29 protein-coding genes are annotated in these 25,903 nt (G+C 54.3%); 7 read left to right on the top strand and 22 right to left on the bottom strand.

Features of this window, described 5'->3' with window-relative positions; genetic code table 11:
- Positions 1–148 precede the first annotated feature (148 nt).
- The 3 genes from FE784_RS11340 to FE784_RS11330 form a co-directional block, all read right to left on the bottom strand.
- Positions 149–1,858, bottom strand: coding sequence for a methyl-accepting chemotaxis protein (locus tag FE784_RS11340; protein WP_139602313.1), 1,710 nt, complete (start codon positions 1,856–1,858; stop codon positions 149–151).
- Positions 1,859–1,942: 84 nt separating this feature from the next.
- Positions 1,943–2,635, bottom strand: coding sequence for a class I SAM-dependent methyltransferase (locus tag FE784_RS11335; RefSeq protein WP_139602312.1), 693 nt, complete (start codon positions 2,633–2,635; stop codon positions 1,943–1,945).
- 57 nt (positions 2,636–2,692) lie between these two features.
- Positions 2,693–3,466 (bottom strand): Cof-type HAD-IIB family hydrolase, encoded by a 774-nt coding sequence (locus tag FE784_RS11330; protein WP_139602311.1) that lies wholly within the window; start codon positions 3,464–3,466, stop codon positions 2,693–2,695.
- A 227-nt stretch (positions 3,467–3,693) separates the two neighbouring features.
- Here FE784_RS11330 and FE784_RS11325 point away from each other — a divergent pair, with 227 nt between their 5' ends.
- A complete protein-coding gene (locus FE784_RS11325) occupies positions 3,694–4,848 on the top strand; it encodes an RluA family pseudouridine synthase (RefSeq protein WP_246131988.1) in 1,155 nt (384 codons plus the stop codon).
- A 71-nt stretch (positions 4,849–4,919) separates the two neighbouring features.
- Here the strand turns inward: FE784_RS11325 and FE784_RS11320 are convergent, their stop codons facing one another.
- The 14 genes from FE784_RS11320 to FE784_RS11255 all read right to left on the bottom strand — a co-directional run bounded on the left by FE784_RS11320 (position 4,920) and on the right by FE784_RS11255 (position 21,102).
- Positions 4,920–5,285, bottom strand: coding sequence for a hypothetical protein (locus FE784_RS11320; protein ID WP_139602309.1), 366 nt, complete (start codon positions 5,283–5,285; stop codon positions 4,920–4,922).
- 130 nt (positions 5,286–5,415) lie between these two features.
- Positions 5,416–7,008, bottom strand: coding sequence for a response regulator transcription factor (locus tag FE784_RS11315; protein ID WP_139602308.1), 1,593 nt, complete (start codon positions 7,006–7,008; stop codon positions 5,416–5,418).
- Positions 7,009–7,040: 32 nt separating this feature from the next.
- Positions 7,041–8,819 (bottom strand): cache domain-containing sensor histidine kinase, encoded by a 1,779-nt coding sequence (locus FE784_RS11310; protein ID WP_139602307.1) that lies wholly within the window; start codon positions 8,817–8,819, stop codon positions 7,041–7,043.
- 126 nt (positions 8,820–8,945) lie between these two features.
- Positions 8,946–9,773 (bottom strand): carbohydrate ABC transporter permease, encoded by an 828-nt coding sequence (locus FE784_RS11305; RefSeq protein ID WP_139602306.1) that lies wholly within the window; start codon positions 9,771–9,773, stop codon positions 8,946–8,948.
- Between the two features lie 9 nt (positions 9,774–9,782).
- Positions 9,783–10,673 (bottom strand): carbohydrate ABC transporter permease, encoded by an 891-nt coding sequence (locus tag FE784_RS11300; RefSeq protein ID WP_139602305.1) that lies wholly within the window; start codon positions 10,671–10,673, stop codon positions 9,783–9,785.
- A gap of 15 nt (positions 10,674–10,688) precedes the next feature.
- Positions 10,689–11,870 (bottom strand): MFS transporter, encoded by a 1,182-nt coding sequence (locus tag FE784_RS11295; protein ID WP_139602304.1) that lies wholly within the window; start codon positions 11,868–11,870, stop codon positions 10,689–10,691.
- Positions 11,867–12,997: a Gfo/Idh/MocA family protein gene (locus FE784_RS11290; protein ID WP_139602303.1), complete on the bottom strand. Its 1,131-nt coding sequence runs from the start codon at positions 12,995–12,997 to the stop codon at positions 11,867–11,869. The genes FE784_RS11295 and FE784_RS11290 overlap by 4 nt, the downstream gene beginning before the upstream one ends.
- A 68-nt stretch (positions 12,998–13,065) precedes the next feature.
- On the bottom strand, positions 13,066–13,851 hold the full coding sequence (locus FE784_RS11285; protein WP_139602302.1) for a sugar phosphate isomerase/epimerase family protein: 786 nt from the start codon (positions 13,849–13,851) through the stop codon (positions 13,066–13,068).
- 92 nt (positions 13,852–13,943) lie between these two features.
- Positions 13,944–15,284 (bottom strand): extracellular solute-binding protein, encoded by a 1,341-nt coding sequence (locus FE784_RS11280; RefSeq protein ID WP_139602301.1) that lies wholly within the window; start codon positions 15,282–15,284, stop codon positions 13,944–13,946.
- A gap of 297 nt (positions 15,285–15,581) precedes the next feature.
- Positions 15,582–16,163: a nitroreductase family protein gene (locus tag FE784_RS11275; protein WP_139602300.1), complete on the bottom strand. Its 582-nt coding sequence runs from the start codon at positions 16,161–16,163 to the stop codon at positions 15,582–15,584.
- A 458-nt stretch (positions 16,164–16,621) separates the two neighbouring features.
- Positions 16,622–17,677 carry a metallophosphoesterase family protein gene (locus tag FE784_RS11270; protein ID WP_139602299.1) on the bottom strand — a complete coding sequence of 352 codons (1,056 nt, stop codon included), beginning with the start codon at positions 17,675–17,677 and terminating at the stop codon, positions 16,622–16,624.
- A gap of 182 nt (positions 17,678–17,859) precedes the next feature.
- Positions 17,860–18,921 carry a M20/M25/M40 family metallo-hydrolase gene (locus FE784_RS11265; RefSeq protein ID WP_139602298.1) on the bottom strand — a complete coding sequence of 354 codons (1,062 nt, stop codon included), beginning with the start codon at positions 18,919–18,921 and terminating at the stop codon, positions 17,860–17,862.
- Between the two features lie 209 nt (positions 18,922–19,130).
- Positions 19,131–20,156, bottom strand: a complete 1,026-nt coding sequence (locus tag FE784_RS11260; RefSeq protein WP_139602297.1) for an ABC transporter substrate-binding protein — start codon at positions 20,154–20,156, stop codon at positions 19,131–19,133.
- A gap of 106 nt (positions 20,157–20,262) precedes the next feature.
- Positions 20,263–21,102, bottom strand: coding sequence for a helix-turn-helix transcriptional regulator (locus FE784_RS11255; RefSeq protein WP_246131987.1), 840 nt, complete (start codon positions 21,100–21,102; stop codon positions 20,263–20,265).
- A 186-nt stretch (positions 21,103–21,288) separates the two neighbouring features.
- On the opposite strand from FE784_RS11255, the gene FE784_RS11250 reads away from it, so the two are divergent.
- The 4 genes from FE784_RS11250 to FE784_RS11235 all read left to right on the top strand — a co-directional run bounded on the left by FE784_RS11250 (position 21,289) and on the right by FE784_RS11235 (position 22,711).
- On the top strand, positions 21,289–21,582 hold the full coding sequence (locus FE784_RS11250) for a hypothetical protein (protein WP_139602295.1): 294 nt from the start codon (positions 21,289–21,291) through the stop codon (positions 21,580–21,582).
- A gap of 105 nt (positions 21,583–21,687) precedes the next feature.
- A complete protein-coding gene (locus FE784_RS11245; RefSeq protein WP_139602294.1) occupies positions 21,688–22,167 on the top strand; it encodes an Hsp20/alpha crystallin family protein in 480 nt (159 codons plus the stop codon).
- A gap of 14 nt (positions 22,168–22,181) precedes the next feature.
- A complete protein-coding gene (locus tag FE784_RS11240) occupies positions 22,182–22,388 on the top strand; it encodes a hypothetical protein (protein ID WP_139602293.1) in 207 nt (68 codons plus the stop codon).
- Between the two features lie 5 nt (positions 22,389–22,393).
- Positions 22,394–22,711, top strand: coding sequence for a hypothetical protein (locus FE784_RS11235; RefSeq protein ID WP_139602292.1), 318 nt, complete (start codon positions 22,394–22,396; stop codon positions 22,709–22,711).
- Between the two features lie 18 nt (positions 22,712–22,729).
- Here FE784_RS11235 and FE784_RS11230 read toward each other — a convergent pair whose 3' ends face one another.
- From FE784_RS11230 to FE784_RS11215, 4 genes are all read right to left on the bottom strand, one after another.
- The gene (locus tag FE784_RS11230; RefSeq protein ID WP_139602291.1) at positions 22,730–22,948 is read right to left on the bottom strand and encodes a double zinc ribbon domain-containing protein; all 219 of its coding nucleotides are present in this window, start codon (positions 22,946–22,948) and stop codon (positions 22,730–22,732) included.
- Between the two features lie 219 nt (positions 22,949–23,167).
- Entirely contained in the window at positions 23,168–23,776 is a 609-nt protein-coding gene (locus tag FE784_RS11225; protein ID WP_139602290.1) for an Hsp20/alpha crystallin family protein, read from the bottom strand.
- A 47-nt stretch (positions 23,777–23,823) separates the two neighbouring features.
- Positions 23,824–24,084 (bottom strand): hypothetical protein, encoded by a 261-nt coding sequence (locus FE784_RS11220; RefSeq protein ID WP_139602289.1) that lies wholly within the window; start codon positions 24,082–24,084, stop codon positions 23,824–23,826.
- 17 nt (positions 24,085–24,101) lie between these two features.
- The gene (locus tag FE784_RS11215) at positions 24,102–24,359 is read right to left on the bottom strand and encodes a hypothetical protein (protein WP_139602288.1); all 258 of its coding nucleotides are present in this window, start codon (positions 24,357–24,359) and stop codon (positions 24,102–24,104) included.
- A gap of 151 nt (positions 24,360–24,510) precedes the next feature.
- Here FE784_RS11215 and FE784_RS11210 point away from each other — a divergent pair, with 151 nt between their 5' ends.
- Positions 24,511–24,987, top strand: coding sequence for a hypothetical protein (locus tag FE784_RS11210; RefSeq protein WP_139602287.1), 477 nt, complete (start codon positions 24,511–24,513; stop codon positions 24,985–24,987).
- A 52-nt stretch (positions 24,988–25,039) separates the two neighbouring features.
- Entirely contained in the window at positions 25,040–25,339 is a 300-nt protein-coding gene (locus tag FE784_RS11205) for a hypothetical protein (RefSeq protein WP_139602286.1), read from the top strand.
- A 235-nt stretch (positions 25,340–25,574) separates the two neighbouring features.
- On the opposite strand, the gene tatA is transcribed toward FE784_RS11205, so the two are convergent.
- Positions 25,575–25,784, bottom strand: coding sequence for a twin-arginine translocase TatA/TatE family subunit (gene tatA, locus FE784_RS11200; RefSeq protein WP_139602285.1), 210 nt, complete (start codon positions 25,782–25,784; stop codon positions 25,575–25,577).
- Positions 25,785–25,903: the final 119 nt, after the last annotated feature.

Genomic DNA, 25,903 nt, shown 5'->3' with positions numbered 1-25,903 from the left:
ATTCACTATTCGATTATCCATCATATCATGTTTGGCGGAAAAACGGGAATGCGCCATAATCGTACATTTCGATGAACATCGTAAATTTACAGCGAATCCCCCAGCCGAAACAGCACGAAAACGGCCACTATTCGCGGCCGTGAACAATCTATACCTTAAATCTCTCGATCATCCGGTTCAACTGGGCGGCCATGCCGTGAAGCGTTTCGGTGGAGCGCTTCATTTGCTCGATGGACGTAAGCTGGCCTTCGGAAGAATCGGCTATGTCCCGGTAATGCTTGGCCGCTTCGCGGGATATGGCCGCCATCTCGTCGATGGCCGCGTTCACCTGCTCCGACCCGGCAGCAATTTGTTCGGATGTAGCGGACACTTCCTGCACCTGGAAGGCTACCCGCTCCACCTCCGCCAAAATCGTCCGGAACGAGGCGTCCGCCTCCCGTACCGCCTCCACGCCGGCTTGCACATCCTTCGAACCGTCGCGGATCGATCCGGCTACGCGAATCGTTTCCTGCGAAATGTTATGGACAAGCTGGGCAATTTGACGCGAGGACTCCTCGGCCTGCCCAGCCAGCTTGCGCACCTGATCGGCTACGACGGCGAAGCCTCTGCCATGCTCCCCCGCTCTGGCCGCCTCGATCGCCGCATTAAGCGCCAACAGATTGGTCTGGGAGGAAATATCCGTCATGACGACGACGATTTGCCCGATTTCTTCGGTTCGCTGCTCCAATCGGGCAATCTCGTCAGCCATCGCTTCGGTCGACGAAACGATCGATGTCATCGTATCCATTGCCCGCTCGGCGCGGACGTTCCCGAGCTTCGCTTCGTCGGTAGCGCGGAGAGACGCTTCCGCCACGATAGCGCTAGACTCGGCAATCCGCTGGATCCCGCCGCTCATCTCTTCCATCGAATTCGCGGTTTCCGTGGAGCGCTGCACTTGCACCGCCGCGCCGGTCGCAACTTCGCGGATGCTCGACGTGATCCGGATGCCGGAACCGGCCGTCTGCTCGGCATTGGCGGACAACAACCGCGAGGCGTCGTTCAATTGCACCGCATTATCCCGGATCGCCCGAATCATGGAAGACAAATCGCCGACCATTTGTTGAAACGCCCGCGACAGCTCGCCGACTTCATCCTTGCGGCTTATGTCGACCCGTACGGTCATATCTCCCGCTTGCACAAGCTTCAGCGCATCCGTCAACCGTTTCAACGGACCGACAACAATGCGCGCGAACAGCCAGATCGCCGCGACCGCTACGATCAGCACGGCCGCCGTAACCGCCAGCATGTATCGGGAGTTGCTCTGCAGCCGATTGTAGACGACCTCGGCGTCGAAATCCGCCCCTACGATGCCGACCATCGCCCCCGTATTATCGAGAATCGGCACATAGGCGGTGACCGTCGCACCGTATTGCTCGTCGTTCGACAGTTCCCCCACTTGCTCCCGTTTCTGCTCAAACGCCTGAGCGAGCTCCGGATACGGTTCGTTCTCCGCTTCGCCAAAGGCGGAGACGTCGTCCTTGGCGTCCAGGGGCGCACCGTCAACGGCGTATAGGTACTCCTTCTTGCCCTCGATCGTTCTCTCGGTCATCGTATACAAATATTTCAATCCGTTCGTTTCCTTCATGTCGTTCAGCAGCAATCTGAGCTGCCTGTAATAGTCCGAATCCGCTTTAAGATTGCGGAATGCTTCCGCGTCGATTCTTTTGGCCGCGTTCGCCGCGATCGTCTTGGCTTGATCGCCCAGCGATTTCTTGATCAAATTCGCGGACGACATGTACAGCGAGTAGCTGAGAACGCTCCCGGCCAATAGCATCAGAGCAGAGAAAAAAAGTAAAATGCGAGTTTGCAAGCTTTTCAATCCGAACCCTCCCGGCCTTTGTCACCATTGACGCAATAGTACCATTGTACTACAACGAATCCGCGATTTCGACAGGGGGTACTCTCATTTGCCAAAAGATTCGACCTTTCGTCCTATCGCGGCGAAGTGGGCGGGCAACACGTCGACCGATTGATCCAGCCTCTCCAGTTCGTCGGTACGGATCAAGGAAAACCCCGCATTCAAAAAATCGTTTATATATGCGGATAATGACCGGTGATGGGCACCGAGCGTCGATCGAATCGTTCCCGTGCCATGCGATTTCCAAAATTGCTCCCGGTAGTCCAGCACCTTTCGGGAACCGTCTCCGAGAGGATGGCTGTACGGGGACTGGAAGCACGGGTGCATGATTACCCAAATCATCATGCCGTTCGGCTTCATTATGCGGTGCGATGCGCGGAACACTTGACGGTGGTCCGGTACATCCATCAGCATGACACTGGATACGACATAATCGAACGATTCGTCAGGCAAGCTTCCCAAGCTCATCGCATCGTCCTGTACCCAACGTACTCCGGCAATATCGCTGCTCGCTATGGCGAGCTGATCCGCGCTCAAATCCACGCCCGTTACCCGGGCGCCGGCAAAGGCCAAACGACGGCTCAATTCCCCTTGCCCGCAGCCGACGTCGCAGATCGTTTTGCCGCGCATATCGTCGAGCCGGGTCAACTGCGTCATAATATAGCGGAACGAAGCCTCGGGCCCTCCTTTTCTCACCATGTCCCGATACTGCTCCGCGAATCCGTCATATTGAGCCAACTTGCTTCCCCCCTACTGTGATCATATAATTAACACCATTTAATAGATCCGCCCGTATTAATTTAGCAAATATTTGTGTATGGCGCGATGAACGCCGTCCTCTCTATTGGAGACCGTCACCGCGTCCGCCCTTTGCTTGATCTGCCACGGAGCATTGTCCATCGCTACGCCCAAGCCCGCATATTCGAGCATAGTAAGATCATTGTACAAATTCCCGACGGCCATCACTTCTTCCCGTTCAATACCGAACGACCGGACGAGCCGGGCAAGCGCTTCTCCTTTATTTACCCCGTGGTGCGTCACGTTCATGACATGATCCCTGATCACTTTCTTGCGCGTCGTCTCGATGTGCTGCCATCCGCCTACGCGTAGCCGGTCGTCCAGCGTAAATCTCAACAGCGGCTCTTCAATCTTAAGAATGTCATCGGTATACGAGAACGGAATATCGGATGTACGGGACAGCTCCGACTCGTACTCCCCGAACCGCTCCGTCAGCACATCGAACGCGGTGCTTGCATAGAAACGGATATCGAGGTTGCGGCATAATGCAATAAAAGGAGTCATCTCGCCGACGTCGAAGGTGTACGCGTTCAAAATCGCTCTTGTCCCCGGATGAATCGCCGCTGCTCCATTATGGGTAATGATCGGGTCGGTCAACGCAAGCTCGTCTATGAGCCACGAGCATTGATGAAAGCTTCTTCCCGTGCATAGCACGACTTTAACGCCGATCTCGCCGACGGCTCGGATGCTGTTCTTCGTAGCTGCGGTCAACTGTCCCCGTTCATTCAAGATCGTGCCGTCAATGTCGAGCGCAAGCAACTTATATGTCATTTGTGCCACCCCGATTAGCAGGCTCGCTCAGAAATGGATTTAGGAACTCCATATATTCCCATCTCCCGCTTCAGTTTACTGATCAGGCAACTCTATGTCAACAATTCATGCTGCTATATGAATCTATATGTAACAATTCGGCACCGATAAAATCCCATTTTTCTTTCCGGCCGATTTATCGTACAATTATCGGTATTGAAAAACGAGAGAAATGCGTGGTGCCTCCAGTGAGAGATTCCGGTCGAAATACGAAACGAAATGCGTCCGCCAAACAAGGACACAGACAAGAGCAACGGCAAAAGCCGGCTTCTGCCCATCAAAGCGGCCCGTATGACAAAAAAGGGACTCCGCCGGGACGCTCCGACCGAACCAAACCATTCGGCAAGCCAGACAGATCCCGCAGAAACGGCACCCCGACGGCAGACGCGCCAAAGCGCGGCGGTTCCCCTGAACGGAGATCAGCCGCTACGGCCCAGCCCAAATCGGCGATCAGCTTGAGTTCGGGACGACGCAAAGGGGAATGGTGGGAGATCAAGCTGCCGGAAGGGCTGGCCGGAGCGCCGGTTGCCGTCATTTTGAAGCAGCTGCCCGTTCCCCCGAAGCTGGCCTCAAAATGGATGGCCGCTAATGGAGCGGTCAAGCAGGGACAGCATCTCAGACTGAAGCTGTTTCCCCAAGAATCGCCCGGCTTCCCCGCCGATTGGGCGGAGCTGAACATTTTGTACGAGGACGATTTTACTCTCGTCGTGAACAAGCCCGCCGGCGTAGAGGTGCATCCGAGCGTGCAAGGACAGCGCGGTACGCTCGCGCATGCGGTGGCCGCTTACTATGAAGCGTCCGGACAAGCATGCAGAGTCCGCCATATCCACAGACTGGATAAGGAAACGACCGGGCCCGTCCTGTATGCCAAAAACGAATTCGCCCATTACGAGTTCGACAAGGCGATGCGCGAGAAAAAAATCGAACGCATTTACTTGGCCGTCGCGGAAGGCGTCTTCGAACAAAAGCGAGGCAAAATCGACAAGCCGATCGGACAAGACCGCCATCATTCCACGCGCAGACGCGTCAGCGAAACCGGCGAACAGGCCGTTACGTTGTTCGAAGTCGCGGAGTCGTTCGTCAACCATACGCTGGTCCGGCTCCGTCTGGAGACTGGACGCACCCATCAAATTCGCGTCCACCTGTCGTCCATCGACCATCCTCTAGCCGGAGACGGCATGTACGGCGGGACGAGAAGATATATCCACAGACAGGCGCTTCACGGGGAAAAGCTTGTATGGCATCATCCCTGGACCGGGGATCGGATGGAAGTGCGGACTCCGATGCCTGCAGACATGAACAAGCTGCTGCAAGATTTGCGCGAAGAGATGAACGGGCTGTAAAGGTGCCGTTCGATACAAAAGGCTGCGGAGCGCTCCGCAGCCTTTGTTCGTTTCCGATAAAACGACCCCGATTATAATCTTCTGAAGCCGGACGGCAGGTTTCCCGTATTGCGGATGTTGCGGATTTGCGCGAGCGTAAGCCGGACATTCGACGAAATCAAAGACTCCACGTCGTTTCCGCCGATAATATCGTCCAGATCGGCAATACTCCGGTTTCCTCTGAATACGCGGAACGCTCCCCTGAAATTCGTACGCGAAAACAGGACCAGCGTCGCATTCGCGCGTGTGGAGAAAAAGCGAAGACTATCCACCTCGCCGAATCGGGCATCCAGATTGCGGATTCCGACGTTTCCGCGCACAACCCTTACTCTGCCTCTGAAGTTTTCTTCGCTAAATAGAGTCAATCTGGGAAAAGTTTGCAAAATCGACTTTTGCATTCTCTTATCTCCTCCTCTACGGTATTCCATACCAAAATATGTGAGAAGGAGAATTCCGATTGGACGAGCAACTTATACGATTAACCTATTCTTTCACAATTCCGCATCTGCCAGGATGCAAGAGTATGGGCTATCCGACCTTCCCGGTTTCCAGGTTGCGGTATTCCGTCGGAGTAACGCCGGTTGTCGCCTTGAACACGGCCACGAAATATTTATAGTCTTTGTAGCCGACTTTATCGGCGATCTCGAACACGCGATCATGCGTATCGCTTAAATAGACCTTTGCCCGGTCGATGCGCAGGCCGTTCACGTATTCGGTGAACCCGCATCCGACGTGCTGCTTGAATATGACGCTGAAATAGCTTGGCGTAATTTTCAGCCAGGCCGACACTTCCGACGCCTTCAAGTCAATATGGGATCGGTCCCGAATATATCCTAGCGCACGCTCTACGAGCCAGCCGTTTTTGCCGAGTGTCCCCGGCTGGACCGCGGCCATCATGGCATGCATTTCGGCCGATATGAACGCGCCTGCCGTTTCGAACGTGTTGTACAGATGCAAATCGAACGTTTTCGCCAACGGAAATTCCGCCGCCTGATCGGCATTTTTCACACCGCTGGAACGCATTTTGCGCAGTACCACATGCCGAAGCTCCTCATATAGCCGAAACAGCTCGATTACGGGACAGCCTCGGGCACTAAGATCGGTGATCCATTGACGAATGCCGCCATCCATCTGCTCTTTGTCGTTTTGGATGAAGGCTTGCAAAATCCGTTTCTCCGTATCGGGAGCCAACTCGGACGAGAGGCTTCTGCATGAACCGTCGGCACCCGAGGCAAACCGCACCGAACGATCTGGATCGACTGTCGCAGCGTACAGCAAATGGACGGCGCTCATGCCGTATCGCTTCGTCTCCGCCAAATCCCGGAACGTCGCCGACACCGCGAATACGAGCTTCTCCCCCAACACCGAATGATAGGCAATTTCCGATAACCGCTCGGATAACAGCCGTTCGTCCGTCGTTTCCTGTTCGTGGCATAAGGTCAGAAGAACGTTCGGATGGTAATAAAACGACAGCGGCTGTGCGCCCAGTCGATTCAATGCCGAATCGACGCCGGTTTTCCAGCATTCCATAGCCGCAGGAGAAAGCGGTTCGTCGAGCTTATCCAGCCATTCCGCCCCCCGGACGATTTGGCTTGCTACAAAACGGTATTCGGCAGCTGCCTCATGCGGCTCCGAAGGCTCCGAGCTTGGCGACAGATTTGCCTCCGTTCCTCCAAGCATAAGCTCGCGAATACGCGCCAACCGTTGCTCCTGTCGCCGCGCAAAATCCAGCCTGCGTTCCTTGCGGATTTCTCCGGCTATCCGGGATATCATGCCGAGCATCTCCGGAATTTCCGCCGGCTTTAACAAAAAATCTTCGATCCCGAGCCGGACCGCTTGACGGGCGTATTCGAATTCGCCGTATCCGCTCAAAATGACGATCCGGACATGCGGCATCGTTTCTTTCACCTTCTCCGCCAACCGGAGTCCGTCCATGAACGGCATACAGATGTCCGTCAATACGAGGTCGACGTCCAGTTCCGCTATGAGCCTGAGCGCTTCCTCGCCGTCATACGCCTCACCGATGACCGTAACTTCCGCGTCTTCCCACTGGACCGTCTCCCGCAAGCCTCTGCATATGATCGGTTCGTCGTCGACAATGAGCAAATTGACATTATTCATACGTGCGCCCCCGTTCTACGATTTTATGGCGATCAAGAAGCTTTCGTCTCCCCGGTTTGGAGCCGGAACGTCAACGGCATTTTCAGACGTACGAACGCCCCGCTCCCTTCATGCTCCGGAAGCTCAACGCCGTAATTCGGACCGTACAAAATGGACAGCCGCTCATGAATGTTGCATAGCGCATGGCCGAGCAGCTCTTCCGTCGCTTTGCCTGTACCGAACATCCGCATGAGCCGCTTCGTCAGCTCCGGCTCGATTCCGCTGCCCGAATCGATTACCTCCACGATCAAATCCTGTTCCTGCCGGAAGCATCGGACGTAGATCGAACTGCCATGACGAGGGTGGAACCCGTGCTTGATGCTATTTTCTACCAACGGCTGAACGATCTTCTTCAATACGACGACCTGCTCGAGTCCGGCTTCCGTATAAATCGCAAATTTCAGCTTCGCGCCGAGCCTTTTGTGCTGCAAGTCCAAATACGATTGTACGAACTCCAGCTCCTGCTCGAGCGACGTCCACATCGAATGGCGGTCCAGCCCGGTGCGGAAAAAACGGGACAGCAGCTCGATCAGCCGGCTCGTTTCCATCGCCTTCTCCAGCCTCGCCGTCCAGCGGATCATATCGAGCGTATTGTACAAAAAGTGCGGGTCCATTTGCTGCTGCAATATTTTCAGCTCGGATTCGCGCTGGCGTATTTCCAGCTTGTATTTGTTGTCTATCAACTCCTTGATCGTTTGCACCATATGATTGAATTGGCGTCCCAATTCGCCGATTTCGTCCCGCGACCGCACTTCTACCTTGGCGCTGAAGTCGCCCTTCTTCAGCCGGTGCGTTTCTTTGCGCAGCTCGAGAATCGGCCGGATTATCGCCCAATCGAACCCGACGAGCGCCAGCAGTCCGAGTATAAGCATTACGATGACGAGCGTGCTGAGCGTCGCCTTGAGCGGACGCGTTTGGCTGACGATATTTTTCTCCGGTACCATCGCCACGACGCTCCAGCCCGTCACCTTCATTTGTCTGGCGAACACGAGATAGGTGGTCCCGCTCGATTCGTACCGAAACGGTACGTTTTTGTAGACGGCCAGTTCTTGAATCAAACGCTGCTCCGGATATGGGAATCCGACGCGCCCGTTGTCTTTGTCGAGCAGAACGCTGCCGTCCTTGCGCAGCATGAAAGCCGCTCCCAGCTCGGCCGGTACAGCCGCGTGCAGCAGGTTGGCGATGTCCGCCTCGTCCAAACGGATGGTCACCATCCCGACCGGCGTGACGAGATCGTCCAGCGAATTGATGACCCGAAACATCGACAGCACGCGCTTGTCTCCCGACCAGCCGCTCACGATCGGATAAGCGTCGCTCCATACCGGAAACCCTTCGCTTTCGTTCGCTTGCCTGATCCATCTCCCCTCTTCTCCCGTTACAGGCTCTCCGAGGTCGTACCGGTTGCCGTTGAAGCCGCGGATCGATATCGATTTGATATCTTTTTTCGACATGAGCTGAAACGTGACGAACGCCTCGATTTCTTTCTTCGCGGCGCGGATTTGCTCCGGCATGGACGCTTGCTCGGGCATCGTCATGAAGTCGCGGAATATATCTTTGTAAATCATATAGTCCGATATGTCTTCCACCGTTTTGATTTTTTCGGACAAGTTCATTTCGACCGTATTCAAGTTTTTATCCATCGAATCGGCGAATTGCCGGCTCAAAATCCGATCGTACTCCGAAAGCACAAAATTGCCGACAATAAGCGTCGGCAACGTGACTAGCACCACAAAGATGGCCGCGGATTTCCATTTCAGACTGAACAGTCGCAAGAAGACCCCATCCTCTCCGGCAAGCGCTTACAGCACCATTATAGTACATCCGGCAAACGATGTCGCAGGCAATGTCCACCATGTGACGAGGCTCCGGCAGGCCCGACTGCTCACAAGAGCATGCACTCAGCCTTTGACCGCGCCTGCCGTCATGCCCTGCACCAATTGCTTCTGAAGGGCGAGATAGAACAGCACGATCGGCACGAGCGCCATCGTCAGCGCAGCCATCTGCAGCGTCTGGTTCGTCGTTTCTTTGCCAGCGAAGTTGGCAAGCCCCAGCGGCAGCGTCTTGAGCGCCGAATCGTTGATGAGGACGAGCGCGAACAGAAATTCGTTCCAATTGTAGATGAAATTGAGGATGACGACGGTAGCGATTGCCGGACGGGTCATCGGCAGTATGATCGACCAAAATATGCGGAAGATGCCGCTGCCGTCCATGACGGCCGATTCCTCGATGTCTCTCGGGAACGTACTCATGAAGCCGACGAGAATGAACACGGTAATCGACAGATGAAATGCCGTATAGGGCAAAATGAGCGACATTCGCGTATCGAGCAGGCCGATTTTCTGCATGAGCAAAAAGATCGGGATCAGCGTAGCATGAATCGGGATGACCATGCCGAGCATGAACGAGCCGTACACCCATTTACGCCCCCGGAACTCGAATCGCGACAAAAAGTACGAGGCCAGCGCCCCCAGAAACACGGTCAGCGCGACAGAGGCCAGCGTGACAAAAATACTGTTCCAGAAATAAGTGCCGAGATGGGCGATTTCCCATGCTTTCTTGAAATTGTCGATAATCCATTGCTTCGGAAGGCCGACGGGGTGAAGCGCATATTCCTGCTCGGATTTGAACGAATTGACCGCCATCCAGAGCAGCGGCACGATATTGAACGCACTCATGACGGTCAGCAGCAGGGCGATCCACGTCGTTTTCCATCGTTGTCGGGTCATTTTCGCCTTCTACCTCCTCTCGCCGTCCGCTTCGCGGCTTCCGGTCAGTTTGTTCGCGCCGTAGATGACGATCAGGCTGAAGATCAGAATCAGCACCGACACCGCGCTGCCATAACCGAATTGAATGTTCGTGAACGTATTGATGTACATATAGATCGTCATGACTTCCGTATTGTGGGCCGGACCGCCGGCCGTCATCACATAGATGAGGTCGAATACCCGGAAGCTGTTGCTGATCGCGAACACGACCGTAACCCATATCGTCGGGCGGATCATCGGGATCGTAATGAGCAGTACACGCTTCCAGCCGGTAGCCCCGTCCATCATCGCCGACTCGTTGATTTCGGAAGGGATATTTTGCAGCGCCGCCAAGTAAATGACCATATACAACCCGCAGTTTTGCCAAATGTAAGTGACCGACAGCGATAGCATCGCCCAAGTCGTGCTGCCGAGCCAATTTTGCTTCCAGGCGTCCAAACCGATCAGGCCGAGAAACTGGTTAATGAGACCCGACTCCACGCCGTACATTTTGCTCCATATGAGCGATACGATGACGGCAGAGATGACGACGGGCAAAAAGCCGACGGTACGAAAAAACTGGATTCCCCGCATCGCGCGGTTCAGCGCCAGCGCCAGCAGCAGCCCGAGCGGCAATTGGCCGGCCAGGCCGGTCGCCATCATGATCAAATTGTTTTTGACCGCATTCCAAAATACCGGATCGGATAAAATATCCGTAAAGTTGTCCAAGCCGACGAATCGGACATCCGACAAGCCGTCCCAATCTACAAGCGAATAATAGAACGACATCCCGATCGGAACGACGGCAATGCCGATGTAAATGACCAGCGCCGGCAGCAAGCCGAGCGCGATAGCCCAGGATGTTCGCTTCAATGTGTGCATAACCGTCTCCCCTTTCTATGATCGTATTGCTGTGGCGCTGTCCGAAGTCGAACGTTCGGCTCGACGCATGATTTTCCACAGCAGCCAAAAGCCGAATGAGCCGGCTACCGATACGATTGCGCCGCCGGTATACAGGAAGCGCGGACCCATCTCCTGAAACAGCCAACCGCCGACCAGTCCCGCCAGTATTCCGGATAGTCCGTTCCACGTCAACGCGTATACCGCTTGGCCGGAGGCCCGGTAATGTGTGGGAACCAATCTCGCGGTGAGCTGCGTTCCGAAATAATAGTAGCAGCCGAAGGTGATGCAATGGCTCATCTGAATCCAAATAATCGGGACCGCGCCATCCGCCAAAGACATGAGCAGCCAGCGAACGGCGAACAGGGCACTGGCCGCCGATAGCGTAGCGATCATTGCGGACGTACTTCTCCCAACCCATCTGTCGAACAGCAGGAAAGCCGGCACCTCCAGCACCGTGGACAAGAAAACCGACCAGCCGATCAATGTTTCCGACCCGCCCAGCTCCGACATATGCAGAGATACGAACGTGGAGTTGACCGAATTCGGAACGGAAATTAGAACTCCCAGCGAGAAAAAGGCGATCAGCGTTTTATTGCCGAAAATGCGACCGTAATCGCGAAACGAGAAGGCACTGCCCTTTCCCCCGGATTGTCCTCTCGGCAGTAGGAAGGCTATGGCGATCGATACGAGCAGCATCGTGCCGTATACGATACCGAGCTTGCCGATTCCGAGCGATGCGAGAAGCGGTCCCGCCGCTACCGCCATGACCGACCAGCCGAGCGAGCCCCAGGAGCGGAACGACCCGAACCGGCCGCCCGTTCCTTCGATCGTATTCAGAATAAGACTGTTGCTCTGGGAGAACAGCGAGCTCTGGAAGAAGAAGAACGAGAGCATGGCCAAGACGGTCGCCGTCAAGCCGGATACGTGAAATACGGTTTGGGCGGCGATAAAATTTCCTGCCAGCATAATCAGCAAAACGAGCCTGATGTTTTGCAGCCTGTCGCTCCACAATCCCCAGAACGGGTTCCCGATAATGGAGATAAGCGGGCCGCCGGCCATGATCAAGCCGATCTCGATCTTGGACAGTCCCATCTCGCGGAAATGCAGCGGCAAAAACGTGAACAACACGGCCATCGCCCCGTAAATGGCAAAGGTGAACGCTCTCAACACGTTCATCCGAATGCTGCGGCTGCCGATCCGGACAAGGTCCGGATTTCTTCCGCCGACACTTCGCCGCCTCTCGCATCGGCCATATAGACGCCTTCGCTAATCAGCATCGTGTCCAAGGCGATCCGGGCAGTGGGGAGAAGCTCGACTCTTCCTTGCAATGCGGCAATCCAATGCTGCTGCGACGAATCGTATGCGTCTTCGTATGGATTCATCCTGTGCCGGCGCATATCCATACGCTCCAGATCGAGCGTACTGTCCAGATCCAGGTCGGCTACGGTCGAATGAAAGCTGAACGGAGCGGTAGGTTTGGCCGAATCGTAAGCCGGAAGGCGAATGCCGCCTTTGGAACCGACGATGCTGCTGCCCTCATAGCCTCCCAAGTGAATCGACCATGCTTCGTTAATATCCATCGTCAATCCGTTTGCGAAGGATACGAAGCCCAGAGCGAGCTCCTCCACGTCAAATCCGCTCGTCCGCTTTCTATCCGCGTCCATGTCCATTTCCTGATACAGCCTTCCGGTAACCCGACTCACCTCGGGCCCTCCCAGCAAATAAAGCAATTGAGCGATATGGTAGACGCCCATGTCGAGCAGGGCGCCACCGCCGGCCGTTTCCTTGCGGGTAAACGGAGCTGCGCCGAAGCCGTCCACGAATGGCCGTCCGCGACGGCGAAAACCGTTCGAGCGGGCATGATACAGCTTGCCGAGATATCCGGCATCGATAAGCGATTTGGCCGCCTTCGTTTCTTTTTTGTACAGCGTGTTCAATTGGATGTGCAGATGCTTGCCCGTTTCCTCCGAAGCCTCGCACATTGCCTTGCCGTCCGCGTATGAACCGGCAATCGGTTTCTCGCAGTACACATGCAGGCCGGAGCGCATAGCCTCGATCGCGACGGGAGCATGGAAATTGTTATGCAGGCATATGTCCACGGCGTCGATGTCGTCGCGCTGCAGCATATCCCGAATGTCGGTAATCGCATGGGGAATTCCGTACCGTTCGGCTGCTTGACGGGCTGCCGATTCATTGATATCGCACACGGCGACCATGTCCGCGCCCGGAATCGCGGAGTACTGCTCCATATGGGTCTTCCCGATAATCCCTGCTCCGATAATCCCGATTCTAATGCGTTGCATTACCAGCTTTCTCCTCTCTCTATTCGACACGATTTTTATTAATCTCATTAATTATTTGATTAATGTAATTAATTATAGGTTTGGACCAGCAATCGTCTAAGCGCTGCCAATGCCCATCCGATTTCAACGTATCGATTTGCAGTCGGGTTGTATTCGACCGCCCAATGCCCCCGATATCCCGAATCGCGCAGCATTCGAAAACGCTCCTCTATGCTTTGGTCAACGAGCGATTTTGCGTCGACATGGACATGGTAAGCATATTGCGCCACTTCCTCGTCTCCGCCCTCTTTCCACCGCCCGAGATGAAGCAGTATTCCGAATGCGGGGTGATCGACGGCCTCCGCCAATCGCCTTAACCAACGGGCATCGAGCGCTATGCCCATATGATTCTCCGGCCCGACGAGAAGACCGTATTCTGCCGCGATATCGGCATATTCGCGAAACGTTCGGACCGTGTACGCAAATGCCTCCTCCGACATTTCTTCCGTATTCCGGTAGCAGGCGTCTATTCGAACCGTTTTCGCTCCCAATAGTTTCGCGGCTTGCAACTGCCGAAGGGCGTTATGCTTTAAAGAAGCACGAATATCAGGGTCCGGATCCCACACATGCGCTCGATCGATCGCAATATTGGCAACGAGCAGCTTCCTCTCCTCGAGTGCGGCACGAATATTTAGCAAAACCTGATCGTCAGCCGGTTTCCATACGAATTCGTCGCGATCTTCGTAGAAACCGTTCCATAAGTCAACGGTATCTAGCCGGTATCTGTGCTTTACCGTTTCCAGATAGCCAAACGTGTTCATCCTGCCATCGTTCAGTTCGTTGAAAAACGAAAATGCTCCGAGCGAGACGTTCATCGCCTTCCCTCCCTGCTTATACCCGCGCGACTGCTCGGCCTAGGGAGCAGCGCGCGGTGCTGGCTACTATTCGCAAAACCGCGGAAATTCCATTACTTCGCTTTGTCTTGCGCGGCCTGCATGTCTTTCGCGACTTGCTCTGCCGTTTTCTGCTTCGTCGTAATAGCCTGCAATCCGTTCTCGAATACGTCCTTGACCGGAATGAGCGCGACCGAATCAAATACCGGAGCGGTCCCTTTGCTCGTCAGCTCCATCATTTCCTTCAAATACTTGTTCGCTCCCGACGGCATTTCCACGCGGGCCGGAACGACGATGCCTTTCGTCATCAACGTTTGGTACAGCTCCTTGCCGTAAAAGTATTGCAGGAACTTATAGGCGGCTTCCTTCTTGCTTCCTTCCAATTTGGCGTTCAGCCCGATACCGTACTGTACGACACCCGCGCTTTTCTTCGGATCCCCTTTTCCCCCTTCGACGCTCGGGAACAATGCGACGCCGATATTGTCGCCTTTCGGATTATCGTGCCGGAATTTGGAGTCGATCGTCGAGCTTGTAATATGAATGGCCGCCTTGCCTTGCATGAAGTAATCCTGAACCTGTACGACGTCCATCGTATTCATATCGGAATTGAACGCATCCAGCTTCGTAAACTCTTCGATCACGCCAAGCGCTTTGACGAACTCCGGATCGGTATATTTGGCTTCGCCCTTGTTGACCTTGTACAGGAAGTCGCTGCCGGTGAACCGGTCCGCAATGGCCGACATCCAGGACGATTGCAATGGCCAACGGTCTTTGTTGCCAAGCGCAAGCGGCGTTATGCCGGCCGCCTTCAGCTTTTTAATCAGCTCGATCAGATCGGAATACGTTTTCGGAAACTCGGCATAGCCGACCTTGGCCAGCAGCTCTTTATTGTAATACACGATGTCCACGAACGTTTGCTTCGTAGGTACCGCATACTGCTTGCCGTCGGATTTGAAGCCCGCCAATGCGTCGTCCGGCAGCATTCCTTTCCACGTCCCCATAATATCGTCGATCGGCAGCAGCACGCCGCCGGATACGAGCGGATCCATCTCTACGCCGGGGAACAGGACGAACATGTCGGGCAGCTTCTTTCCGGCGGCCAGCGTCCGCAGCTTGGTGCGGTATTGCTCGGAAGGAACGCCTTCCTCTTCGATTTTGATATCCGGATTTTCCGCTTGGAACTGCTTGATCCTGTCTTTGTATATGCCGTTATCCACATTCGGACTCGTCCAATTGTACATGATGGACAAGGTGACGGGTTCTTTATTCGCGTTATTGCCCGGGGAACTCGTTCCCGTATTGCTTCCGGAGGAAGCCTGATTCCCCGCACCAGACGATCCGCAGCCTGCCGCGGATAATGCCAGTACGGATGCGATGCTTGCAGCCAGACCCGTTTTGACCCATTTCGTTGCCATTCGAATCCCCTCTTTTCCGTGTTCTCGTTTACCGTTCCACGAACGCCTGCAGGGTATGCCGTGTGTTCCCATTATAAACGCTTTCATGAAAGCGATACCATCCGACTCCATTTCAATAATGTCCGAATTTTTTAACGGATTTCGGCAAAAACGATGAAAACCGGAGACGTTTGTCTCCGGCTGATTTATTTCCCCATTTCCCGGGGAAGCGCAAAAGTCGATAAAATCCATACGTTCGTGACAAGCGGCAAGCCCGTTTCGACTGTCGGCTGTCGATTCGTTGCGCTTTATGACCTATTAGCCGTCCGATTCGATCCAAACGGTCTTTTCCCGTACCGGTTTCCTGGTTCTTACGGGCAGCGGGAGCTGCGGAACGCCCAAATAGACCAATGCGACTACCTGCTCGCCTTCATTCAGCCCGAATGCCTGCTGCATCCTCGGATGGTACATCGGTTCGCCCGATCGCCAAATCGCCCCGAGTCCGTTGGCGTGGGCGGCCAACAGCATATTTTGCACGGCCGCGTGAACCGCCGCGAACTCTTCGACCCGGTTCACCTGCGGACTACCGCTTGGCGCGACGGCTACCGCAATGACGACAGGCGCGCGATTAGCCTTGGCCTGCTGCTTGGCTCTTATTTCCGCTTCGTTGTAATCGCCCGGGGATTTCCCGGCTTGCTCGAGCGCAATGTCCGCGTAAGCGTTCGCCAGCACGTTGCGGCCCTCTCCCGTCATGACGATAAACCGCCAAGGCTCCGTCATATGGTGGCTGGGCGCCCAATTTCCCGCCTCCAATATGCTCTCGATCTGCTCCCTGCTAACCGGTTCGTCCTTCACAAGACCTACCGATCTTCGTTCTCTAATCGCCTCGAATATGTCCACGCGCGGTCACTCCCAACTTTTATACCGTTCCTGATGCTACGATACCATATTCCGAACCTCATTGAAAATGCAAATCATTATCAGAGAAGGAGCGGGACGTCTACATGCCATTCTCTCATTTATACGGAAGTTCGAGTTCCTCTATTGATGAAAACGGAGCAGCAAATTGTGCTTAGAGGAACACTTTTTTCCTCTATTCTCGTTTTGCCGGGTAAAATCCGAGCGTTTTCCGGGAATAGAGGAACTAATTTTTCCGTTTGTCCCTTTTTCATGCCGATCTGCGCAAATAGCGGAACTAGTCGTTCCCTTTGTCCCTTCCCGAAGGGAACTGTCACAGAAAGCACACAAGCTTATGCTCATGCTTTTACGCATTGCATTTTACACATTGCATACGCATTGCATTTTACGCATTGCGTACTAATTGTGTACCAGCCTTTTCGGTCTGCACATTTCCTCGATTACACGAGCCGGACCGTCCAATCCGCTTCCTTGATCCATGCGCGGCCGATAAATTCCCTTCCCCGCAGCACGATTTTGTCGGCGAACACTTGGACATACAATCCTTGCGCGACATTTTCCCGGTATGGCCTAAATTGCGCATTAAGCACCCGGCCGACCGATGAATTGTGGAACCAATGGAACGTCTCCTTCACATAATGCGCACGCCCGTTCTGAAAGTCCTGATGCGTGTGGCCGGAAAATAGAAACACGTTCTGGTGCGGCTTCAAAATTTCCCGGAATTCGTTGGCCCTTATGAGCGAATGGCTGCCGCCGTTTTGGCCGATAGCCGGAAGCGGCTGATGGATCATGACGAACACCGGCTTGCTGTCTTTCCTCTGGGTCAGACGTTCTTTCAACCAAGCAAGCTGCTCGTCGGAGTACCAGGCTCCTTCGCTGACGTCCGGCTTTTCCTGGACATAGGTTTCCTGGGACATGAGCAATACCCGATACCCGTTGATGATCGCTTCCGAATAAGGCTTATCGAGCCGGAATTGCTTCATGAACGCAAGCCTGGAGCCCTCATCCGTCTTCCCGTTCGGCATCGTTTCCTTGCTCCATGCCCCGTCCTTGCTGATCCATATATTGTAGTAGTCGTGATTGCCCATGTTCGCGTGAATCGGAGGCAGCTGCTTGTAGCTTTTTAAAATGTTGCGGAATTCCTCGTAATCTTTATCCGTCGCCGATTCCGTAACGTCGCCGGTTATGAGTATAGCTTCAACCTTGGACTCGAATGCGATCATGTCGTCAATTGCACGCCGAAAGTTTTCGCTCGGGTAAGCAATTCCGCTGTTGATATGCAGATCGCTTACGATCATGAAGGAAAACAGAGCGCCCGAGCTGTCGTTTTTGTTGCCGAAAACAACGCTTTCGCCGTTTAGCCCCGGCAATCGTTCGCCCCCTTGAGCGGGGACGGCTCCATCTCGATCGAAGCCGAATTTCCATACGCCTCCGGCCGCTCCGACCGTAAGAACGCCTGCGGCCAATAGTCTTTGTAGAAACTTTCGTCTGTTCATCTCCGCTTCCTCCGGGGCCGCATTCGTTATATGGTTCGATTATAGCGCAGCTTTATTGGAATTAAAATATTTAATTATGTTAATCAATCAAGAATTATCATCAATTATTAATGCCATTAAATATAGCGCTTTTTGACAAAAAAAGACCCCGCTACAGCTTACCCGTGCGAGGTTCTTTCCCATTAAAGTTCATCGTCGATCGGATTCAAATTCTCGTTCCCGCTCAATCGGACGATCATGTCCGTGAGCAGCTCGATCTCCTGCTCCATATCGCGGAGACTCGCCGTTTCGACGGGCGCGTGCATATAACGGAGCGGAAGCGAGACAAGCGCAATCGGGACGCCTCGTCCGGTCGTGCGAATCATATCGGCGTCCGTACCCGTTTTACGCGGGGTCAGCTCGTACTGGAGCGGCATGTTCTGCCGTTCGGCGCTCTGTTCCAATAACCGATTGATCTTGCGGTTGATCGGAGCTCCCTTGGCCAACACGGGGCCTCCATCCAGCTCGATAACGGCATGATGGGAATTCGAGCCCGGATAATCGGTAGCGAAGGTGACGTCCAGGGCGATAGCCATATTCGGAGACAGCCCCGCAGCCGCGAAATACGCTCCTCCCATATTCGTCTCTTCATTAACCGTGCTTGCCGCATATAACCCGACCTTCGTCCCCCGCTCCGCAACCCGGCGCAGCGTCTCCGCCACGATAAACGCACCGGTCCGGTTATCCAGCCCGCGCCCGCTCAATCGGCCGTTAAGCAGCAGCTCCGGCTCCCTTTTGTATACGGCGAGATCGCCTACCTGAACGAACCCGGCAACATCCTCCTTGCTCTTGGCGCCGCAATCGATGCAAAGATCGGAAAATTCGAAGTTTTCCTTCAATCCGCCGTGATGCTGGGCGTTCGCTCCGATTACGCCGGTCAACCGTCCGCCGTATCCCAAAATGTCCACCTTCATGCCGACGGCCAGCTTCTGACTGATGCCGCCGAGCGCATCGACATAAATATACCCTTTGTCGTCAATTCTACTGACGATCAGACCGATTTCATCGCAGTGTCCGGCGATAAGCACCTTGAACGGCGCGTCCGGATTTACGATCCCGATAACGTTGCCCGCCATATCGGTTCGGATTTCGTAGGCGAACGGCTTTATGTACTCGATCCATTTCCGTTGAATATGCCACTCCTGCCCGGACGGCGAAGGAGTCGATAGCAGCTCCAGCAAAAATTGCTTGACTTGTTCGTTCATGTTGTGCAGCATCCCTTCCCTATGTAAATTGCAATATTCATTATTTCCATCATAGTATGAATACATAGTCATGAACAGCCCGAGTCCGAACATTCCTTTATCGAATCTATTTCTTATAGAAAAGATGCGCCGTCGGTGCGTTTAGAAACGCCATCGTACAAAGAAAACCGCCAGCCGAAGGCTGACGGCGTTGCTGTATAGGGGGATAATCATGGTTGCTTTAAAGCCTTCACGATGGCATCGACGCCGTATGCCTTGCCGATCGGTCCGAATCCGAGAGCCAGCTGCCCGTTGACCGGATATGTCTGTCCTTGTTGGACGGCCTTCAGCTGTTTCCATACCTCGCTCTTCTTCCATTCGTCCGTAACCGCCGGCAAAGCCGGATCCTCGTAGTTGAAGTGGCCGAGGAATAAATGGTCCGGATTCAGCTGGCTCAATCCTTCCAGGCTGAGCTGCCCGCCCTCCTTCATCATGGGCGCCTCCGGCGGCTTCAAGCCGAGGCCCGCATAGTATAATGACAGCGTAGTCGGAGACGAGAGCCACATATTTTTTTCTCTGACCTGGACGAAAACGACCGTGCCGCTAACTCCCGCCAGCTTCGCCTTGGCCTCCTGCGTTTGTTGGTCGAAGGCGGCAACGAAAGCCTTGGCATTTTCCTCTTGACCGAGAATACGGCCGAATTGGGTCATGACGGCTTTCCAATCCTCGAATACGTTCGTCTGCGCTTCGTCGATGACGATCGTCTGCGCAATCTGACCGAGCTGGCCAAGCTGATTTTTATTCGTGCTGCTGCCCGCGATGATCAGATCCGGTTCGTAGGCCAGCACGGCCTCCATGTTGACGCCGGTATTCTCGCCCACGATCGCGATCTCCCGGTGCTTGTACACGTACGGCTTGTATACATCCGTCTTCAGCACGGACTGAACGGCAGTGAAGGGCAGCGTAATCGCAACCGTATCCAGATCGAACGTCAGCATCACGTCGCTCAGTCCCCAATGAACGAGAGCGACCTTCTTCGGCTGCTTCTGGATCGTAACCTCCCCGGTTGCATCGGTGACCGTTCTCGGGAAGGAAGCCGACGAGCCTTCGCCCGAAGAACCCGTCGACGACTTGGCCGAGCCCTCTTTCGATTCAGGCACGCTGCTTTGTCGGGAATTGCCGGCAGTTCCCCCGCATGCGGTCAGCAGTACGATCCAGATCGCGAGCATAGCGATGAATAAGCTTTGTGTCTTCATTCTTATAAGGCAACCCCTTCGATCGTTCATATTCGATAACGATTCTCATTATCATCAATGATTGTATCATTCGGCGTTTGCCCGGCAAATGGAGAATTCGCCGATTTCAAGATGGACTATTTCCGCGGACGCCCGATTTGACTTCGTTCGGCGCAATCCCCTTGCGCTTTTTGAACAGTCTGCTGAAGTAATAGGCGTCCGTATACCCGACGCATCCGGCAATATCCCGCACGGAGGAGGAAGGATCCTGCAGCATCTCCTGCGCTCGGTTCATCCGGTATTCGATCAAGTAATTCATCGGACTTATGCCGGTATATTTATGGAACAGGTAGGAAAAATATTTCGGCTTCATGCCGAAGCTGCCGGCAATTTGCTCCAGCGTCAGCGGCTCCATATAGAATCGGTGGATATAATCGACGGCTTGTTCGATCATCGGCAAACTTTCGCGGTTTTGACGATTTCGCTCCGCGACCAGCACCCGGCCGAGCAGCAGATGGAACAGCGTCTTTTTCTCCAGCAGCTCCAATTGACCCGGTACGCCGGCCAAACCGATCATCCTGTCCATCATTTGCAGCATTTGCGGATCGACGTCAGCATGGAGTTCGGTTACTTCGGTCATACGGCGAAAAGCTACGGGCTGAGTATTCTCCGCCGGCAAATAATGAATGAGAACGTATTCGAACCCGGACGGACCGGTTTCAATCTCCAAAGTCATTCCCAAACCGCCCAAAAGCGCCTTTCCCGGCTCGAGCACCGCCTTTCGGGTGCCGTTAAATAGAAACGTCGCGCGGCCTCTCAACGCGAACAGCAGTGCGCAACGGGTCGTAGGCTCCTTTTTGTGGCCATTGTAATATGCGTTCGCGCCGAGGGATGTTCTGTACGCTCCGTGCACCTCTACCAGGGTCCGAACAAAAGCGGCGGCCAAATGATCGTAGTGGGCTTCCAACGCGTACCCTCCTTTCAATTGAGAATCGTTATCATCCATTATACCGGATCGAACGCCCTTTCTCTACCCGAATCGGGCGGCCGATCCGATCCTTGTCCAAAATAATGCCGCTATCCAGTGGATTCCCGGACCCTACATTTGGTAAGATGAATGTACAAAAAAGCATAACGAAGGTTGTGAACGAGCATGGGTGTCAGATTCAACCGCGAGTACCGCGATATCGTTCGCGACCTCGGAGCCGCATTGGGACAGATTGACAATTGCTATAGCGCGTTTGAGATGGAACAGTCGGATTGGGACGGGCTGGATCGCGAGGAGCAGATCGAATTTTTGCAGACGCTGGCCGACGATATTTTTTACGGTCTCGGGTCGGAGCCGCATATCGCGATCGGGGAAGGCAAGGTTCAGTACGACCCGACCAATCATTTGATCCGGGTATGGACGGATTCGCAGATCGTCCATTTGATCAAGCTGATTTAATTCGGGATCTCGTTGCGATCCGAAGCGATACGTCATGGGACGGCAACTTGGCTCATACGTATAGGAGGAGAACGTTAACGGCCTTTCGCCGTAAGGAGGCCGCATATGAGCGAAACTCCCAACAGCTTCTGGAAAAAGCTTAAATCCCAGTCCGACCGTACGTTAGGGGACCAATTCTGGAACGATATTTCCGGCTTGATCCCGAGTTCGCAGCCTAGAACGGATGTTTATATGACTGAAGACCGTCTGATCGTGGTGATCGAGCTCCCGGGATGCAAAGCGGAAGAAACGGTCAAACTGTCGGTACACAAAAACACGTTTCATGTAAAAGGCGACATCCCGTACCGATATCCGGTCGAGGAAGGCCAGTTGCTCGTATCCGAGCGATTCTTCGGGCAATTTCACCGTAAAATCGATCTTCCGCGCGGAATATCCGGCGAAGGCATGAAGGCCCGATTCCGGGACGGCCTGCTGACCGTCGAGTTTGTCCGCAGCAAGGAGCCGGATTCCATCATAAACATCGCCATCGATACGTCGGAAAGCGAAGGCGGAGCAGATCCGTCCCCTAACGATCAATCGGATTGAGGAGGCCGGCGGCCATGGTACGAATCCGTTTCGGTACGATCAAGATCGACAGCTTGGCGGACAGCTCGTCCGTCAATAGCGGAATCAATATCATTATCGGAAGATCGAGCCGGGAAGAAACGAACGAAGGAATGGGCTCGATCAATGGCAAAGACAACCGGGTCGAAGCCGGTCAGCACGTCATGCGCACGAATCGCAGCCCCGGCAGAGAGGAGGCATGATCGGTATGGCGTCATCGTTGTTTTCCCCCAATTTCGTTATCGGACGCATCGAGATCGGCAGCATAGAAGGCGCTTCGTGCTTGAATATGGGCAACAACTTCCCGTCCAATTTCCACAGCAGCAAGAAACATAACCAAGGATTCGGCGACGTGAGCGGGAACAACAACCATCTATCCGGCACGAAGTCCTCGCTGGACGACTCCGATTTTTTGGAATGGATGGCAGGTGATGCGGCCGAAATGATCCCGGAACCGGTGCGGGAATGGTTTGCCGAGTTAGTTCGTTCGTCCTCGCAGCAGCCTGAAATCGGAAAAAACGAGTAAAGGCGAACGGGCGAGTCGCTACAGCAGTCCCGATTCCCGGAACAGCGTCGGCTCTCCGCAGTCCGCGCAGTAAGCCGCATCTTGCTTGTTCACCTTGGAGCAGCCCCTGTGCAAAGGGCTTCTTTTTTTCGTGCAGCGGTTTACGAGAGGTGCTCCGCAGCGGACGCAGTATTTGTCGGATTTCTCGGGCTGATGTCCGCAGCGGACGCACGGCTCCTTCTCGGGTTGCTCTGCCATCCACGACCGCCTCCGCGCATTTTTTACGGAATATTGTATGCACGCGGCTCGACGACGGTTAATAGCAAACGCATACTCTAAGAAAAACTTCTGATCGAAGCCCATTCGATGAAGTGCGTCCGAGCTTTCCGAGATGGATCATTCTGATAGGACAAAAAAGCCGCGCAAACCAAGTCCGGCGGCCTCTCGGCAATGGGACGACTGTCGGCGAACTGCCGGTTACCCCCCTTCCATATGGCGAATCGGAACTTCAATGGCGGCCCTTTCTTCTTCCTTCGGTAGCGTGACCTCCACAATTCGCTGTTTGCAGATCGCCCTCGCTCCGTCCGTCCGCACCGCTGTCGGAAGCTTCACCGTCTTCTCTTCCGCTCCGGGAAGCCCCAGCACCTTCAATTCGTGCGGGGCCGCGAATAGACGAATGTCCCGGATCGAGACGTCTGCGGACAACCGAATGCGAACGATCAAGGCGCGGTGCGTCTCGAATACGTTGCAAGCGATCGACGTAAGCTTGGAGGAAAACGGCGCCGTCTGCCCGCTTTGCCCGATCTGTCCGGCTTCCTCCGCTTCCTCGGATTCCTCAGCTTGCTCGGATTGTCCGGTTTGCCGCGTACGCCCCGATTGCTTGGCAGATCTCGAAACTGCGACCGGTACGGCATCGGCCAATATGCCTTTCACATACCGGTCTACCCATGGGATCGTCCCGCTCGGCTTTCCGCCCCACGCCTCCTTCCATCCCCCTCCTCCGAAAAAATGGTTCTGAAAATCGTCCCAATCGAACAATCCCTCTCCCGTTCCGGGAATCGCATGATCGTCTTTGCTCCGACTCATGAATATCCCCCGCTTCCATTCAGATTACCGCATGGGGCAACCCCCGATTACGAAGCTCTGGCTATCTTCTGTCCGTTCAAGATGATGTCGCGGTCATCGATCGGCGTGTCGATCATATCGTTGTCGTAAATGACATTCACGTTCCGCGATACCTCGCTCCCCTCGCCCATACCCGAGAAGCTCGCGTTCGTCTTGTTATGCGAGCTCCAGCCGTACTGCAAATTCGTTCCGACAAATATGCCCGAATTCGGACCGATCGAATTGACGACGATGCGGTCGAATTGAACGAGAAATTTGGTATCCGGCATAACGACAGCCCCCTTCGTCAAGATTGGATGCTCGGTCCCCCCTCTTTCTCGAAGCCGTCGAGGATGAGCGTATCCAAAAAGTCGTTGTCGGACAACAAAAACAAATTTCCTGTAACGTTCTCGCCGGCGCCGAAGGCGTTATTGCTCTGTCCGTTCGACGTTTGGTTTTTATTGTGGGAATCCCAGCCCGGCGCCGACGTTTCGCCTACGAAGACGGCTCCGTTCGGACCTTGGCTGTTTACATAAATGCCGTTGAATATAATCGTACCCGGCATGTCTACCCCTCCCGTCTCTCGTCGTAAATCATATATATGCGGCCTTGCCGATGTCCTATTCGGCGTTTGTCACAACGAACGAATGCTTTGCTTAGTCCGGCCATATAATGTAAAAGACAGGTTGTCTAATTCGGACGAGCGAGGAATGGCCATGTTCAACTGGTTGCAAGGAAACGGTAAGACGGCGGCTGTCTCACGCGAAGGGGCGGAGAGGAGCCGTTTGGAACAAAAGATCGAACAGCTCGAGCAAACGATCCAGCACCTTGCCAAAGAGACGCGAAAACAAAACGTAGTCGTCCGCGAGCTCCATATCCACAACCCCGTTGTCGAAAACGTGACATTCCGTCTCGATGCGCTCGATATCGAGGAACTGAGCGGCTCGCTCAATTTGGGCAACAACTTCGACGTGCAGTTCGATCCGCAGCAGATGTTTCAGGGCGGCAAGAACGGTAAAGGCAAGCCGGATGATCCCGCCAAGCAGGGGGCCACGGCCGGCTCCGCCATGCGAGCGTCTTCCGAAGAGGCTGTCACGGACGATGCCGAGCTGCGACGTACGACAAAAGGATATTCGTACCGTGCGGCACCGTCCGCGCCCAACCCGGATCCTCCTCATTCGCGTAAGCTGTAGTAAAGGCTATAAGCTGAGGATTGTAGCTCGCACAAGAAAGGAAGCGGATCCCTTGTCCTATTCATCTATAGTGTTCCAGCAAATCAGCGTCAATGGGATGGGGCCGAACAGCGGGGTATTTATCGGGAACAATAAAGCCCCATTATGGGGATCGTTCAGCAAGCAGCAGACCGCGATGGAACTTACGAACGGAAGGGCGATCCGGAACCGGACCTTCTTCAGCGACAGGGATGTGGTGGACATTATTGCGACCGGACCGTTCGCAGTCCGCAATAAACGAAAAAAGAAAAAACGGCCAGATACCCGACTGGCCGGGGACGTCCGTTCTAAGCGTCGTTCTGCCAAAAAATGATACAAGGGAACTGCCACTCGATAATCATGCTCAATTTTGCCCAGCGCATGATCATCGCTATGGTATGCTCCGCCGTCGATACCGTGTTTACGGAAGGCGTGTGAAGTACTGTAATCGATTACGCTTCGCAAGCTAAATATTTCCTGAACAGTCCTATTTAGTGAGCGCTTACAAAAAAAAGAAAAACCGAATCCCTTGTACGGCGAATTCGGTAATCCGATGCGGTCGCGAACACTCAGTTGACCGACTTGCGTTCCGTTTCCTTTTTGCTCTCGACGGCGTTCGACTCTTCCGCCTCGGCGATCATTTGACGGCTTCCTTTGCGGAATTCCCTCATCGTATCCCCGATCGCGCGGCCCAACTGAGGAAGCTTGGACGGTCCGAACAGCAGCAGGGCGATCAATACGATTAAAATAAGTCCGGTCCAACCAATATTGAACGGCATGCAAATTCCCTCCTCTGTGAAGTGGATTCCGAATAGGTAACGGATAACTCTGCTTTAACCATAACAGACAGCCCGACCGTGGGCAATCCCCCCGGGCGGGCAAATCCGTATTTTTTTCA

Source organism: Paenibacillus hemerocallicola, from assembly GCF_006265175.1.
Classification (GTDB): domain Bacteria; phylum Bacillota; class Bacilli; order Paenibacillales; family NBRC-103111; genus Paenibacillus_AB; species Paenibacillus_AB hemerocallicola.
This window is presented reverse-complemented; position numbering and strand designations above follow the sequence as displayed.